Below are 13,449 nucleotides of genomic sequence, written 5' to 3'. Positions count from 1 at the left end.
AGGGTGACCGAATTAGGGACACCAGAGACAAATTTGGCGAGACAGGTTGGGGGTTTTGAGATGACGCGCAACGGACAGCGCCAGCTGATGCTGATCGACGAGGAACCGGCCCAGCGTCGGCTGATCGCCGCCATTGCGGCGCGGCGCGGATGGCGCACGATCTTTGCCAGCGACCATGACACTGCGGTCGCGACGCTCGGCACGCCCGACGGGATGGCGCTCGACGCGATCATCCTTGATCACTGGGCACCCGATTTCGATGCGGCGTCGCTGATCGCCGAGTTGCGCCTCAATCGCCCGATGCTCCCGATCCTGTTGCTGACTGCCAATGGCTCGGTTGCCGCAGCGGTCAGTGCGATGCGCGCGGGGGCGACCGATTTCCTGGTCAAACCGCTCGCCGCCGAACGCCTGCTCGCCGCGCTGGACTGTGCGGTGGGCGCCAAGGTCGCGGGCGAGCTGCGCCCGTTGACCGAGAAGATGTCGGCGCATCTCGCGTTCGACGAGATCGTTGGCTCTGCGCCGCAATTCCGCGCCGCGCTGGCGATCGCGGCCAAAGCGGCGCGGGCGCGTGTCCCGGTGCTGATCGAGGGTGAAAGCGGCGTCGGCAAGGAAGTGGTGGCCGAGGCGATCCACGCCGCGTCCCCGCGCCACACCAAGCCGATCGTGCGCGTCAATTGCGGCGCGATTCCCGCCAATCTCGTCGAATCCGAATTGTTCGGGCATGAAAAAGGCGCGTTCACTGGCGCGTTCGAACGCAAGATCGGCCGGTTCCAGGAGGCCGATGGCGGCACCATCTTCCTGGACGAAATCGGCGAGATGCCGCTGGAGGCGCAGGTCAAATTGCTCCGCGTGGTCCAGTCGGGCGAGGTGCAGCCGATCGGCGCCCGCCACGCGTCGCAGGTCGATGTGCGCGTGATCGCCGCAACCAACAAGACGCTGTTGACTGAGGTTGAGGAGGGCCGGTTCCGTGAGGATCTCTATTACCGGCTCAACGTCGTCCAGGTGACGATCCCGCCGCTGCGCGACCGGGCCGGCGACATCGCGCCGCTCGCCCGCCATCTGCTCGCCAGGATCGCGGAACAGCCGGGGTTGCGGCCGCTCGGTATTACCGACGACGCGCTGGCGCTGCTCGGCGGCTATGACTGGCCGGGCAATGTCCGCCAGCTCCAGAACGCGCTGTTCCGCGCGGCGGTGCTGTGCGACGGCGACGCGCTGACTCGCGCCGACTTCCCGCAAATCGCCCAGCTCGCGGGCGGTCGCCCGGCAGGTGGCGCTCAATCGCATGGCGGCGCGGCGCAGGGGGCGGGGGTGACCCTGTTCAAGCCCGACGGAAACTTGCGCGCGCTCGAAGAGATCGAGGCAGACGTGATCCGCCTCGCCATCGGCCATTATCGTGGGCGCATGACCGAGGTTGCCCGCCGCCTCGGCATCGGGCGCTCGACGCTCTACCGCAAGCTGGGCGAACTCGGGATCGACCAGAACGCGGCCTGAGTTTCAGCGGCCGGGCAGCATCCTGGACAGCATGGCGTTGCGATCGATCAGCTGGTGCTTGAGCGCGCCCGCGACGTGCAGCGCAATCAGCGCGATCGTCAGATAGGCGGCGAGTTCATGCGCTTCGCCCATCGCCTCATGCAGGTCGTGCGACTTGCCGATCGGCAGGTCGAACCATGGGATTACTCCGAACAGCGCGCCGGTGCCCCATTTGCCGGATGATGCCGACGCCCAGCCCAGCAGCGGCATGACCAGCAACAACAGGTAAAAGGCGCCATGCGTGACGCGCGCAACAAGCCGCTCCCATGACGGCAGCGTCGCGGGCAGCGGCGGGGCGGCATGGGTCAGCCGCCATCCGATCCGCACCAGCGTCAGCAACAGCACAGTGATGCCGATCGATTTGTGCAGCGGCATCAGGCCCCGCGCATCCTCCATCGTGAAGGCGATGACGACATTGGCGAGCAGCAACGCGGCGATCAGCCAGTGGAGCAGGATCGCTCCGCCCGAATAGCGTGTTGCAGAGGGGTTCATGCTGGTCTCCACGGGCAAGGGCGCTTCGTCAAACCGCCGGTTGCCGCTATGCTAGCGCGATGACGACACGATTTGAAGGACGTTGCGCCCTCGTAACGGGTGCCGCTTCGGGGATTGGGCTGGCCGTGGCGAAATTGTTGGCCGCGGAGGGTGCGGCGCGGCTCATCCTGGTGGACCGCGACGCCACCGCGCTGGCGGCGGTGCAGGTGGATGCGATCTGTGACCGCGTCGTCGGCGATGTCGCGGATGCGGCGTTTTGGGACGGCCTTGACCTCACCGGGGTCGATCACGCCGTGGTCAATGCCGGAGTGGCGGGAGCGGGTGCGATCACCGCGCTCGACTTTGCCGAGTGGCGGCGCATCCTGTCAGTCAATCTCGACGGCGCGTTCCTGACGCTGCGCGCGGCGATGCGCGCCATGGGCGGGCGCGGGGGCAGCATCGTGCTGACCGCGTCGGCAGCGGGGATCAAGGCCGAACCGGGGGTCGCCGCCTATGGCTGCTCCAAGGCGGCGCTGCTTCACCTCGCCAAGGTCGCGGCAAAGGAGGGCGCGGCGGATGGCATCCGCGTCAACGCCATCGCGCCCGCCGGGGTCGAAACGCCCGTGTGGGACGCAGTGCCGATGTTCGCGGATCGGGTGGCGGAGATCGGTCGCGATGCCGCCTTCGCAGAGCTGGCGGCGATGGGCACGCCGCTAGGCCGCTATGCCAAGGCGGAGGAGGTGGCGGAGCAGATCGCATTTCTGCTGAACGATCAAGCTGCCTTGATCACCGGCACGACGTTGCTGGCGGACGGCGGCTATACGCTGTGACACTGGCGAAGCGCGCGGGCGATCCCATATAATCGGGTATGCTGCGTTTCCTTGTCTTCGTCGCCGCCTTTCTCGCGCTTGCGGCGATCGCCGTAGTGCTGGTGACTGCGGGTGCCGCGGCATTCGGGGCGTGGTTCGGCATCCGGCGGTTGCGCGCAAAGCTCGATCGCTATCGGCTGCGCCGTGGGCAGGCCGAAGATCCGGACGATCCGCTGGAGGCGGCGTGGACGTTGACGGCGACCGAAGCCGATTGGGCGGTCAGCCGTGTTGCAGCGGCACGGACCAGTTGCGCGCGCTTGCTCGCCATCGCCGATAGCGATCCGCTTGCGACGGACGCGGTCGATTGGGCGAATGTGATTCGCCGCCGCGTGCCTGATCTGGTCGCTGCCTGCATGGACGAGTGCCGCGACGCCACCGCGAGCGAGAAGCGGCGCAACCTCGACGATCTGGTCGAAAGCCTCGAAAAGATCGCCGCCGAGGCCGAACGTCGCCGCGACCGGTTTCGTGACGCGCGGTCCAGCGCCTTCAACGTCCAGCGCACCTACGTCGATCAGCGCACCCGCCCCGGTCCCCTCAACTAACCGAACAGCCACGCGCCCATCAGGCGGTTGCCGGCGAAGGCAAAGGTGCCGGGGATGATCAGCGCGCCCAGATAGAGGCCGAGCAGGTGGTTGCGGTGTTTGCGCAGCTGGCCTCGGCGCGCGCTGGCTACAGTCTGCCATGCCCCGATCAGCGTCAGCGGCACGAACAGGTGAATGAAGCTGAACTGCCCGTCATTGATGTGGCGAATGAAGATCGCGGCGAGCGCGGTCGTTACCATCAGGGCGATCCAGATGCGCCCGAGCAGCTTGTGCCGCGCGCCGCCCTTGCGGGTCAGCATCAGATACAGGCCCAGCGGAACCGCCGGGATCACCGTCGCGACATGGATGATCACCGCAAGGTGGTGGGTCGAGCCATGGTCGATCGTCAGGCCCAGCGCCCATTTTGCCAGGGCAATCGCAATCGCCAGCGTCATCGCGCCGCCGCTGACCGCGATCAGCGCGCGCCAGGTCGGCGACAGGTCGAACCCGCCAACATGCGGGGGGCGGCGATGGAGGGGGGCGGTGGTTGCGGCGTGCATGAAAGGCTCCATCTGGGTTGTCGGGACAGGGCCTCGCTCGACCACGCCGACGTCGCAATCGCGGTTGCGTGAGCGGCGCGCGCCATTCGTGGACGGTGACGTAAATGCCTGTTCACGCATCGCGAACGGGCGATAAGAGGCGTGGGGTGAACCAAGGGGAAGAAATGTCGGCGGTGCGCCAGATCCTGATCGAACTTGCGGTGATGGTCGCGATCGGCGTCGTGCTGGCGCTGATCGGACCGTTCGGCAGCTTCGCGGCGAGTTTCGGGTGGCGGCTGCTCTATTGGGTCCCGCTGATCGTCGCCGGCTATCTGATCTATCGCCCGATCGGCGCAGCGGCGGGCTGGCTCGGACACCGGCTACAGCTTCCGATCGGGCCGATGTGGGTGGTGGCGACGCTGGTCGCGACGGTGCCGATGACGGTGCTGGTCTGGTCCGCCAGTTGCTCCGGCGCATGCCGGGTCCCCGATAGTATCGACCGCGCGCTGATCTGGTACGGTCAGGTGCTGGTGATCGGCGGAGCGGTCACGTTGCTCCTCTACCTGCGCAGCCCGCGCGGTGTGGTCGCGCCGTCGCCGGGGCAGGGGGGCGCATCGGACCCTGCTGGCGAGCCAGCGGCAGATATCGTGGTGCCACGTTCGCCGTTCCTGGATCGGCTGCCGGCCCATCTCGGAACGACGCTGGTCGCGTTGGAGATGGAGGATCATTATGTTCGCGCGCATACCGCTTTGGGCAGCGACCTGATCCTGATGCGGATGCGCGATGCGATTGCAGAGCTTGCCGGGGTGCCGGGGATGCAGGTGCATCGCAGCTGGTGGGTCGCGCAGTCGGCGGTCGCCGCGGTCGAGCGCGACGGGCGCAATGTCAGGCTGGAGCTGACCAACGGCCTGCGCGCGCCGGTCTCGCGTGAGCGGGTGGCAGCACTGCGGGAGGCAGGTTGGATCTAATCCCGTTCAGCGCGGCTGGCCGACCAGCCCGTGATCCTTCATCCCCCGCCAGACCCGCACCGCCTGCACCGTCTCGGACACATCATGCACGCGCAGCAGCTGACACCCCGCTTCGGCGCCCTTGATTGCGAGAGCGACCGAGCCACCGAGCCGGCGTTCGACCGGCGCCTCATGATCCAGCGCGCCGATCATGCGCTTGCGGCTCGCGCCCAGCATGATCGGCAGGCCCAGGCCGTGGAACAGCGTCAGCCCGTTCATCAGCGCGAGATTGTCGGCGAGCGACTTGCCAAAGCCGATGCCCGGATCGACAAGCAAGTTGCTGCGCTGGACGCCGCCTGCGACCACCGCATCGACCCGCACCTCCAGCCAGTCGAAGACTTCGATCAGTGGATCGCGATAGCCGGCGCCGCCATGCGGTGACTGAGCCGGGTCGGGCGAGTGCATCAGGATCACCGGGCATCCAGCACTCGCCACGACTTCGACTGCGCGCGGATCATAGGCAAGCGCGGCGACGTCGTTGACGATGTGCGCGCCCGCCGCGAGTGCCGCTTCCATCACCGCTGCCTTGCGCGTGTCGATCGACACGGGGACGCCGGATTTTGCCAGCCGTTCGATCACGGGGACGACGCGCTGAATCTCGTCGCCTTCCCACACGGCTTCGGCGCCCGGTCGGGTCGATTCGCCGCCGACATCGATCAGCGACGCACCCGCGACGCCCATGTCGAACCCGGCCTGCGCCACTGCCTCTGCGTCGCCGCCATGTTTGCCGCCGTCGGAGAAACTGTCCGGGGTGACGTTAAGGATGCCCGCAACCAGCGGCTGATCGAGCCGCAGCGTCCGCTCACCCGCGCGGATGACCGGGCGCGGGGCAGAGATGGCAGCGGCGAGGGTGCGGAGGCGCTCGGCCTGCGCGTCGGGCAGCTGGGTGAGCAGCCCGGGCAGGCGTTCGACCGGGACCAGCTGCTGCGCGACGCGACGGCCGTCCTCGACTGCGATCAGCTCATAGGCCGCGAACCAGCTCAGTCCCCCGGCAAGCCGCGCGACCTGACCGTCATAGCCGATCGGGCTGTCGACCGGCGCGACGGGGCGGAGATAGAGGCGGGCTGAGGGGGAGAAGGTCATACACCCCCTCTAGCGCGGATCAGGGCTGTGTCGCGAGCAGATAGGTCTGGCGCAGCGTGTCGATCGGCTCCAGCCGTTCGGCGCCCTGATGGTGCCAGAAGGTCCAGCCATTGCACGACGGCGCGCCCTGCAGCGTCGCACCGACCTTGTGGATCGATCCCGCCACGCCGCAATCGGTAAGCAGCGATCCATCGGCCTTCACCACCGCACGCCAGCGGCGCTTGGCATCGCTCAGCACGGTGCCGGGCTTGAGATAGCCGGTTTCGATCAGCGTGCCGAAGGCGACGCGCGGTGCCTGGCGCGGGGCCATCATCGTGGTGACGGCGCTCTCGTCGAGCGGCAGCGCGGCTGCGATACGCTCCTGCGCCGCCTCGACATAATTGCCTTCGCGCTCGATCCCGATCCAGTGACGGCGCAGGCGCTTGGCCACCGCGCCGGTGGTGCCGGTGCCGAAAAACGGGTCGAGGATGATGTCGCCCGGTTTGGTGCAGGCGAGCATGACGCGGTAGAGCAACGCTTCGGGCTTCTGGGTCGGGTGGACCTTGGTGCCGTTCTTCTTCAGCCGCTCCTGCCCGCCGCAAATCGGGAATTCCCAGTCGCTGCGCATCTGAAGCTCGTCGTTGAGCGTCTTCATGCTGCGATAATTGAAGGTGTATTTCGACTTCTCGCCCATCGACGCCCAGATCAGCGTTTCATGCGCGTTGGTGAAGCGCGTGCCCTTGAAATTGGGCATCGGGTTTGCCTTGCGCCAGATGATGTCGTTGAGGATCCAGAAGCCCAGATCCTGGATCGCCGAGCCGACCTTGAAGATATTATGATAGCTGCCGATCACCCAGATCGTGCCGTTCGGCTTGAGCACGCGGCGCGCCTCGGCCAGCCAGGCGCGGGTGAACGCGTCATAGGCAGACAGCGAATCGAACTTATCCCATTCGTCGGTGACGGCGTCGACATGGCTGCCGTCGGGGCGGTTGAGGTCGCCACCGAGCTGAAGGTTGTAGGGCGGATCGGCGAAGATCATGTCGACCGACGCGGCGGGCAGGGCGCGCATCGCTTCGATACAATCCTGCTGGATGATCGAATCGAGCGGGAGCACGTCGACCCAGCTGCGGGTACGCACCTCGACCGCTGCCTGCGTCGCCTTAGCGACCTTTTCGATGACCCCCATTAACCACTCCAAACCCCGTTGAACCGGTGAAACGCCACGAACGCTGGACTCCGTCAAGCGAACATTGGTTAACGAAAAGGCTTGGGATTCCGTTAACTTGCCGGAACATTTCGGGACTTATCCACATGTTGAGTCCGAAAGTTATCCACAGGCACTAGGTTTGGGGTGTGGCGAAAAAGACTCGCCGAGGACGATTCTGGCCGGGCTCCAAATGTCATAAATTTACAAAACAACGCACATTGCCGCGCGGTGGCACGACTTGGCGACCAGTTCGGCGCGCGAATTCGTCGGTAATCCACCGAACAAGTGAATAGTCACACTCGCAATTCAAGCGAGGTGCCGCAATGACCTATCAAGACGAGATCGCCCGGGCCGCCAAGCCCATCGACGCCCAGCAGGGCCGCTGGGACGGCATCGATGCCGAATCGGTGGCGCGGATGCGGTTGCAGAACCGGTTCCGCACGGGGCTCGACATTGCGAAGTACACCGCCGGGATCATGCGCCGCGACATGGCGGCCTATGACGCCGATCCGGCGGCTTACACCCAGTCGCTCGGCTGCTGGCACGGCTTCATCGCGCAGCAGAAGATGATCGCGATCAAGAAGCATTTCGGCAGCACCAAGCGGCGCTACCTCTATCTCTCCGGCTGGATGGTCGCGGCGCTGCGCAGCGATTTCGGCCCGCTTCCCGATCAATCGATGCATGAAAAGACCAGCGTTCCGGCGCTGATCGAGGAACTCTACACCTTCCTGAAGCAGGCCGATGCCCGGGAGCTGGGGATGATGTTCCGCGATCTCGATGCGGCGCGGGATGCCGGCAACGCGGTGGAAGCGGCGCGGATCCAGAATGCGATCGACAATTACGAGACGCATGTCGTGCCGATCATCGCCGATATCGATGCGGGCTTCGGCAATGCCGAGGCGACGTATCTGCTCGCCAAGAAGATGATCGAGGCCGGGGCCTGTGCGCTCCAGATCGAGAATCAGGTGAGCGACGAGAAGCAGTGCGGGCATCAGGACGGCAAGGTCACGGTGCCGCATGAGGACTTCCTCGCGAAGGTCCGTGCCTGTCGCTACGCCTTCATGGAGCTGGGGGTCGATGACGGGATCATCGTCACGCGGACCGATTCGCTCGGCGCCGGGCTGACCAAGCAGATCGCTTACTCGAAGGAGCCGGGCGATCTCGGCGACCAGTATAACGCCTTTCTCGATTGCGAGGAGGTCACCGACCTGTCGGGCGTCAATGGCGATGTCGTCATCAACCGCGGCGGCAAGCTGATGAAGCCCAAGCGGCTGCCATCGAACCTGTTCCAGTTCCGTGAGGGGACCGGGGCCGATCGCTGCGTGCTCGATTGCATCACCAGCCTGCAGCACGGCGCCGACCTGCTGTGGATTGAGACCGAAAAGCCCCATATCGAGCAGATCGCGTCGATGGTGGACCGGATCCGCGAAGTCGTTCCCAACGCCAAGCTGGTCTACAACAATTCGCCGAGCTTCAACTGGACGCTCAATTTCCGGCAGCAGGTGTTCGATGCCTGGAGCGAAGCGGGGCGGGATGTCTCGGCCTATGACCGGGCGAAGCTGATGAGCGTCGACTATGACGGCACGCCGCTGGCGGAAGAGGCCGATGAGAAGATCCGCACCTTCCAGAAGGATGCGGCGGCGCGGGCTGGCATCTTCCACCACCTGATCACCCTGCCGACTTACCACACTGCGGCGCTGTCCACCGACAATCTTGCCCGGGAATATTTCGGCGAGATGGGGATGCTCGGCTACGTCAAGGGCGTGCAGCGGCAGGAGATCCGGCAGGGCATTGCCTGTGTGAAGCACCAGAACATGTCCGGGTCGGACATTGGCGATGATCACAAGGAGTATTTCGCAGGTGAGGCCGCGCTGAAGGCCGGCGGCGTTCACAACACGATGAACCAGTTCGCGGCGTAAACGCCGTCACCATTTCCTGGGGAGGAAAGGAGGCCCGTCGTTGCACTCAGGTGCGGCGGCGGGCCTTTTCCTTCATGTCAAAGAGCGGGGACCATTGGTCCGAAATTGAGCTCCGCCTGTGCCACCGGGGCGAAGCTGCGGCGGTGGTGGGGGGTGGGGCCTAGGGTACGCAGCGCTTCCTGATGGGTGCGCGCGGCGTAGCCCTTGTTGCTGGCCCAGCCATAGCCGGGGTGGAGTGCATCCAGTTCGGCCATGATGCAGTCGCGGCGGTGCTTCGCGACGATCGATGCGGCGGCGATCGACAGGCAGAGCGCGTCGCCGCCGATCACCGGCTCGCTGGCGTGGGGCCAGTCGGGGCAGCGATTGCCGTCGACCAGCACATAGGCGGGGGACAGGTCGAGCGCGGCAACGGCGCGGGTCATTGCGAGCATCGTTGCCCACAGGATGTTGAGCCGGTCGATCTCCTCGACGCTGGCGATGCCGATGCCGACGCGGGCACAGCCGAGGATCGCCTCGCACAAAGCGGCGCGCTTGGCTGCGGTCAGTGCTTTCGAGTCGTCGATACCGTCGGGGATGCAGGCGGGGTCGAGGATCACGGCGGCGGCGACCACCGGGCCGGCGAGCGGGCCGCGGCCGGCTTCGTCCACGCCCGCCACCGGGCCGCGGACGGCGTGGCGCAGCTCGAAGGTCAGGTCAGGCATCGTCTTCGTCCGCGCCATCGACCACGTCGAACGGTACCATGCCGAGCGCATGACCGACCGGGCCATGGCCTTCGCCCAATCCCGGCGCGTTGAGGATGGCGAGGCGAACGAAGCGTACCGCCTGAATGAACGCGTCGCCGATCGACAGGCCCGAGCCGAGGCCGGTGGCGAGCGCGGCGGCGAAGGTGCAGCCGGTGCCATGCGTGTCGGGGGTGTCGATCCGCTCCGCCTCGATCTCCATCACCAGCCGGTCTTTCGGCGCATAGAGCTGGTCGAGGATCGTCGGCCCCTCCTTGTGTCCACCCTTTTCGGCGAGGTGACAGCCATAGGCCAGCACTGCCTGACGTCCGCCGAGTGCGGTGAGTTCGGGGAGATTCGGGGTCATGACGGACGCGATCGTCATCAGCCGTTCGAATGCGGCGATCGTCTCCGGGTCGGCGAGCACCGATCCGCTGGTGGCGATCATCACCGGATCGAACACGATCGGGCAGTCGAGTGCCTCCAGCCGGTCGGCGACGGCATGGGCGATCTCGGCCGAGCCGATCATGCCGATCTTCACCGCGTCGCAACCGATGTCGGAGGTGACGGCGTCGATCTGTGCCAGCACGATCTCGACCGGCACCGGGTGGATGGCGGTGACGCCGAGCGTGTTCTGCGCGGTGATCGCGGTGATTGCGGTCGTCGCATGGCCGCCGAGCATGGTGACGGTGCGGATATCGGCCTGAATTCCGGCCCCGCCGCCGGAGTCGGAACCGGCGATGATGAGGATGCGGGGGATGCTCATGGCGCGACTGTCCGGACGATGCTGACAAAAATGGGGGTGTGTCGGTGTGAGGCGACCGTGAGCGGGCGGGTTTGCGCCTGCGACGCGACACCGACGCGACAGGGGCGCGACATCCGGGCGACGGGTGCGCGACGGCGACGCGACAGGCGGACACCGGGTAGGCGACCGGTTCGCGCCGGGGAAGCGACAGGTGCTGGGCAGTCGCGCGACCGGAGCGCGACGCGGGCGTCAAGCCGATGGGAGCGAGGGTGGGTGGTCGCGGACATGGTGGTCAAGCCATGACACAGGCCGGGGGCTGTAGGAAAGGGTGGGGTGGCTATATCCTCCCCCGCAAGGGGGAGGTGGCGCCGAAGGCGACGGAGGGGGAGGAAGCACGCCGGTCGGAGGATTGGGGCAAGAGGCTCAAGGGCATCGCCGTCCTCCCCCTCCGTCAGGCTGCGCCTGCCACCTCCCCCTTGCGGGCGAGGATTGGACCGCGCGATCGGCGCTGCGCGCCGATCTAACCCTCTCCCAACCTTCGCTAGGCAGCGAGCTGCCAAGCTGCGGTATCCCTCTCCCCTATCAAGGGGAGAGGGCAGATAGACGCAGCACCACATCGGCCATGCGGTTGAGTGGGGCGGCGATGCCGTGTGTCTCCCCCAGCCGCGCGATCACGCCGTTGCGGGCGTCGGCCTCGGTCGGGCGACCTGCGAGGCGGTCGGCGTGGATCGAGTTGATCGAATCCGCCGGGCCATTGCGATAGCCGTTCACCACCTGGTCGGGCAGGTCGTCGGGGAGGTTCGCGCCCTCGGCCCGCCCGACGGCGACACATTCGCGGATCAGCGCGCGCATCAGATCGGCGGCTTCGTCGTCCTGCGCGATGCTGGCGGGCTGGAGCGTGAGGGCGTTGACCGCGCCGGCACAATTGACCGCGAGCTTGCGCCAGGCCGCGGTCAGCCAGTCGTCGGTCAGGATCGTGTCGATCGGGCTGTGCGCGAACAGCGCGGCGAAGCCGCGGCCGGCGGCGTCGTCGGGGACGGTGAGGCTGCCGTTGCGGCGCTGCACGACATCGCCCGGCGCACGGCGTTCGGCGGGGATGTCGACGATGACGGGTGCGATGCGCGCCGGGTCGAGCGTGGGGAAGCGGCTGTAATGTTCGACCCCGTTTTGCAGGATCGCGATTCGGGTGTCGGGGCCGACCAGCCGGTCGAGCCAGAGCTGTGCGCCGGGGGCGTCATAGGTCTTGGTCACCACCAGCACCCAGTCGACGGGTTGGGCGGTCGTTGGGGCGGTCAACAGGCGCGGGGTGCTTTCGAGCACGCCATCGGGCGTTTCGACCCGCAGCCGTTCGAACGGGGTTCGTGCGCACAGGGTGACGTCATGGCCCGGCGCGGCGATCAGCCAGGCGGCGATGCTCGCACCGACCGCGCCGGTGCCGATGACCGCGATGCGGGTCAATTGTCGTTCCCGCTGAAGCGCCGCGCGGTGCTGGCCGGGTATTTCTTGAGCGCGTCGCCGACGCGGGCCGGGCGGTCGAGCAGTTCGCCGCCGCAATTGGGGCAGGTTTCGTCCAGCTGATCGGCGCAGTCTGCGCAGAAGCTGCATTCGAACGAACAGATGAACGCTCCGCCCTGATCGGCGGGAAGATCGGTGCCGCAGCGTTCGCAGTCGGGGCGCATTTCGAGCATTTGACGTCCTTGGGTTGTATCGAAACTCCACGATCCTCCCCCGCAAGGGGGAGGTGGCGCCGAAGGCGACGGAAGGGGGAGGACGGCTGTGTCCTGTCACCTCTTGCCTCTGTGCTTCTCCCCCTCCGTCACGCTGCGCGTGCCACCTCCCCTTGGCGGGGGAGGATTGTGCCGGTCAGGTGCGCCGTGGACAACGACATGCCCTCCCCCAGTCCCTCCCGCAAGCGGGAGGGGAGTTATTGGCGGTCCTCCCGCAAGCGGCAGGGCGACTAAAGCGTGTAAACGTCCCGTCCGAACGCGGGCGGCTGGTCGGTGGGGCTGGCGTGGTAGACCATCGCGATGGCGAGGCGCTCGCCGCCTTCGGGCAGGGGATCGACGCGATGCTCGATCGCGCCGGGGAAACAGGTGAACAGGCCGGGGCGGGGGGCGAGGGTGGCGGTGCGCTCGTCGCCGTCGCGGAAGGACAGCGTGCCTGCGCCCTCCGGCACGACCGCGTAGAACACCCCGGTGACGATATTGGCGTCGCGATGCCAGTCATTGGTCGCGCCGCCGCCGCGCAGGATGTTGAGCGTGGTCGCCGAGCTCAGCCGGTTGCTGGCGAACACCGGCTGACCAAGGCTGGCGCTGGCGAAATCGCGCAGCACGCCGTGATACAGGTGCCAGAACCATGGGAGGCGCGCGCGGATCACATCGCCCTCGACAATCGCGAAGCTCCAGCCGGGCGCATCGATGATCGCGATCCGTTCGGGTGCATCGGCGAGCGCCGCGACCTGCGCTGCCCAGCCATCGGGCAAATGGCCCTGTGCGGCGAGGTCGAGCGTGTGGAAGGGCTGCCAGTCCGAGTCCACGATCATGCTACCGCTTTGCCGCCGTGCCGTCGATCAGGACGGCCTGTTGCCACGGGCCCGGTGCCTTGTCGGTGCGATGGATGCAGCCGGCCCAGCAGCAGGGGCGGCGCTTGCCCGCGCGCAGCTCGTCGCCCATCCGTTCGATCCGGCGGGTGCGGGTCGCGGCCTGCTTCGCATCCTCGATCCAGCAGAGAAATTCGTTGCGCCCGAGCGGGGTCAGGCTTTCCCAGCGCACCAGCAGATCGGCATCCGCGCGCAGTGCCGCCGCGACATCGTCCGAGACCGGATGCACCGTGCCGGGGGCGATGGCGGCGGCCATCGCGC

The 13,449-nt window shown here is 67.0% G+C and carries 15 protein-coding genes; 5 read left to right on the top strand and 10 right to left on the bottom strand.

What is annotated here, in order from left to right; translation table 11 throughout:
* The first annotated feature begins 60 nt into the window (after nt 1-60).
* Nucleotides 61-1,491: a sigma-54 dependent transcriptional regulator gene (locus KYX69_RS10990; RefSeq protein ID WP_300497104.1), complete on the top strand. Its 1,431-nt coding sequence runs from the start codon at nt 61-63 to the stop codon at nt 1,489-1,491.
* Nucleotides 1,492-1,494: 3 nt separating this feature from the next.
* Here KYX69_RS10990 and KYX69_RS10985 read toward each other — a convergent pair whose 3' ends face one another.
* Nucleotides 1,495-2,022 (bottom strand): cytochrome b, encoded by a 528-nt coding sequence (locus KYX69_RS10985; protein ID WP_300497102.1) that lies wholly within the window; start codon nt 2,020-2,022, stop codon nt 1,495-1,497.
* Nucleotides 2,023-2,081: 59 nt separating this feature from the next.
* Between KYX69_RS10985 and KYX69_RS10980 the strand changes: the two genes are divergently transcribed.
* Both KYX69_RS10980 and KYX69_RS10975 read left to right on the top strand, forming a co-directional pair.
* Nucleotides 2,082-2,831, top strand: coding sequence for an SDR family oxidoreductase (locus KYX69_RS10980; RefSeq protein ID WP_300497100.1), 750 nt, complete (start codon nt 2,082-2,084; stop codon nt 2,829-2,831).
* 38 nt (nt 2,832-2,869) lie between these two features.
* A complete protein-coding gene (locus tag KYX69_RS10975; RefSeq protein ID WP_300497097.1) occupies nt 2,870-3,412 on the top strand; it encodes a hypothetical protein in 543 nt (180 codons plus the stop codon).
* On the opposite strand, the gene KYX69_RS10970 is transcribed toward KYX69_RS10975, so the two are convergent.
* Nucleotides 3,409-3,951: a DUF2306 domain-containing protein gene (locus KYX69_RS10970; RefSeq protein ID WP_300497095.1), complete on the bottom strand. Its 543-nt coding sequence runs from the start codon at nt 3,949-3,951 to the stop codon at nt 3,409-3,411. The genes KYX69_RS10975 and KYX69_RS10970 overlap by 4 nt on opposite strands.
* A gap of 146 nt (nt 3,952-4,097) precedes the next feature.
* On the opposite strand from KYX69_RS10970, the gene KYX69_RS10965 reads away from it, so the two are divergent.
* The gene (locus KYX69_RS10965) at nt 4,098-4,898 is read left to right on the top strand and encodes a LytTR family DNA-binding domain-containing protein (protein WP_300497092.1); all 801 of its coding nucleotides are present in this window, start codon (nt 4,098-4,100) and stop codon (nt 4,896-4,898) included.
* 6 nt (nt 4,899-4,904) lie between these two features.
* On the opposite strand, the gene folP is transcribed toward KYX69_RS10965, so the two are convergent.
* Together folP and KYX69_RS10955 are read right to left on the bottom strand one after the other, a co-directional pair.
* Nucleotides 4,905-6,020: a dihydropteroate synthase gene (gene folP / locus KYX69_RS10960; RefSeq protein WP_300497089.1), complete on the bottom strand. Its 1,116-nt coding sequence runs from the start codon at nt 6,018-6,020 to the stop codon at nt 4,905-4,907.
* Between the two features lie 19 nt (nt 6,021-6,039).
* Nucleotides 6,040-7,185: a site-specific DNA-methyltransferase gene (locus KYX69_RS10955; RefSeq protein ID WP_300497087.1), complete on the bottom strand. Its 1,146-nt coding sequence runs from the start codon at nt 7,183-7,185 to the stop codon at nt 6,040-6,042.
* A 344-nt stretch (nt 7,186-7,529) separates the two neighbouring features.
* Here KYX69_RS10955 and KYX69_RS10950 point away from each other — a divergent pair, with 344 nt between their 5' ends.
* Complete coding sequence (locus tag KYX69_RS10950; protein ID WP_300497086.1) at nt 7,530-9,125, top strand: isocitrate lyase; 1,596 nt, start codon at nt 7,530-7,532, stop codon at nt 9,123-9,125.
* A 77-nt stretch (nt 9,126-9,202) separates the two neighbouring features.
* On the opposite strand, the gene KYX69_RS10945 is transcribed toward KYX69_RS10950, so the two are convergent.
* From KYX69_RS10945 to KYX69_RS10920, 6 genes are all read right to left on the bottom strand, one after another.
* Nucleotides 9,203-9,826 carry a ribonuclease HII gene (locus KYX69_RS10945; protein ID WP_300497085.1) on the bottom strand — a complete coding sequence of 208 codons (624 nt, stop codon included), beginning with the start codon at nt 9,824-9,826 and terminating at the stop codon, nt 9,203-9,205.
* Nucleotides 9,819-10,610: a bifunctional hydroxymethylpyrimidine kinase/phosphomethylpyrimidine kinase gene (gene thiD / locus KYX69_RS10940; protein WP_300497083.1), complete on the bottom strand. Its 792-nt coding sequence runs from the start codon at nt 10,608-10,610 to the stop codon at nt 9,819-9,821. Before thiD ends, KYX69_RS10945 begins: the two co-directional genes overlap by 8 nt.
* A gap of 561 nt (nt 10,611-11,171) precedes the next feature.
* Nucleotides 11,172-12,047 carry a 2-dehydropantoate 2-reductase gene (locus KYX69_RS10935; protein ID WP_300497081.1) on the bottom strand — a complete coding sequence of 292 codons (876 nt, stop codon included), beginning with the start codon at nt 12,045-12,047 and terminating at the stop codon, nt 11,172-11,174.
* The gene (locus KYX69_RS10930) at nt 12,044-12,277 is read right to left on the bottom strand and encodes a DUF1272 domain-containing protein (protein WP_224921733.1); all 234 of its coding nucleotides are present in this window, start codon (nt 12,275-12,277) and stop codon (nt 12,044-12,046) included. Before KYX69_RS10930 ends, KYX69_RS10935 begins: the two co-directional genes overlap by 4 nt.
* Nucleotides 12,278-12,546: 269 nt before the next feature.
* Nucleotides 12,547-13,131: a hypothetical protein gene (locus tag KYX69_RS10925; RefSeq protein WP_300497078.1), complete on the bottom strand. Its 585-nt coding sequence runs from the start codon at nt 13,129-13,131 to the stop codon at nt 12,547-12,549.
* A 1-nt stretch (nt 13,132) separates the two neighbouring features.
* Nucleotides 13,133-13,444, bottom strand: coding sequence for a YdeI/OmpD-associated family protein (locus tag KYX69_RS10920; protein WP_300497075.1), 312 nt, complete (start codon nt 13,442-13,444; stop codon nt 13,133-13,135).
* Nucleotides 13,445-13,449: the final 5 nt, after the last annotated feature.

The organism is Sphingomonas sp. (assembly GCF_030145815.1).
Lineage (GTDB): Bacteria > Pseudomonadota > Alphaproteobacteria > Sphingomonadales > Sphingomonadaceae > Sphingomonas.
The sequence above is the reverse complement of the archived record's forward strand: the minus strand, read 5'-3'. Positions and strand labels throughout refer to the sequence as shown.

Excerpts from the sequence above, each read along its gene's own strand:
- KYX69_RS10990 (WP_300497104.1), top strand. The coding sequence starts at position 61 with ATGACGCGCAACGGACAGCGCCAGCTGATGCTGATCGACGAGGAACCG.
- KYX69_RS10985 (WP_300497102.1), bottom strand. The coding sequence starts at position 2,022 with ATGAACCCCTCTGCAACACGCTATTCGGGCGGAGCGATCCTGCTCCAC.
- KYX69_RS10980 (WP_300497100.1), top strand. The coding sequence starts at position 2,082 with ATGACGACACGATTTGAAGGACGTTGCGCCCTCGTAACGGGTGCCGCT.
- KYX69_RS10975 (WP_300497097.1), top strand. The coding sequence starts at position 2,870 with ATGCTGCGTTTCCTTGTCTTCGTCGCCGCCTTTCTCGCGCTTGCGGCG.
- KYX69_RS10970 (WP_300497095.1), bottom strand. The coding sequence starts at position 3,951 with ATGCACGCCGCAACCACCGCCCCCCTCCATCGCCGCCCCCCGCATGTT.
- folP (WP_300497089.1), bottom strand. The coding sequence starts at position 6,020 with ATGACCTTCTCCCCCTCAGCCCGCCTCTATCTCCGCCCCGTCGCGCCG.
- KYX69_RS10955 (WP_300497087.1), bottom strand. The coding sequence starts at position 7,185 with ATGGGGGTCATCGAAAAGGTCGCTAAGGCGACGCAGGCAGCGGTCGAG.
- KYX69_RS10950 (WP_300497086.1), top strand. The coding sequence starts at position 7,530 with ATGACCTATCAAGACGAGATCGCCCGGGCCGCCAAGCCCATCGACGCC.
- KYX69_RS10945 (WP_300497085.1), bottom strand. The coding sequence starts at position 9,826 with ATGCCTGACCTGACCTTCGAGCTGCGCCACGCCGTCCGCGGCCCGGTG.
- thiD (WP_300497083.1), bottom strand. The coding sequence starts at position 10,610 with ATGAGCATCCCCCGCATCCTCATCATCGCCGGTTCCGACTCCGGCGGC.
- KYX69_RS10930 (WP_224921733.1), bottom strand. The coding sequence starts at position 12,277 with ATGCTCGAAATGCGCCCCGACTGCGAACGCTGCGGCACCGATCTTCCC.
- KYX69_RS10925 (WP_300497078.1), bottom strand. The coding sequence starts at position 13,131 with ATGATCGTGGACTCGGACTGGCAGCCCTTCCACACGCTCGACCTCGCC.
- KYX69_RS10920 (WP_300497075.1), bottom strand. The coding sequence starts at position 13,444 with ATGGCCGCCGCCATCGCCCCCGGCACGGTGCATCCGGTCTCGGACGAT.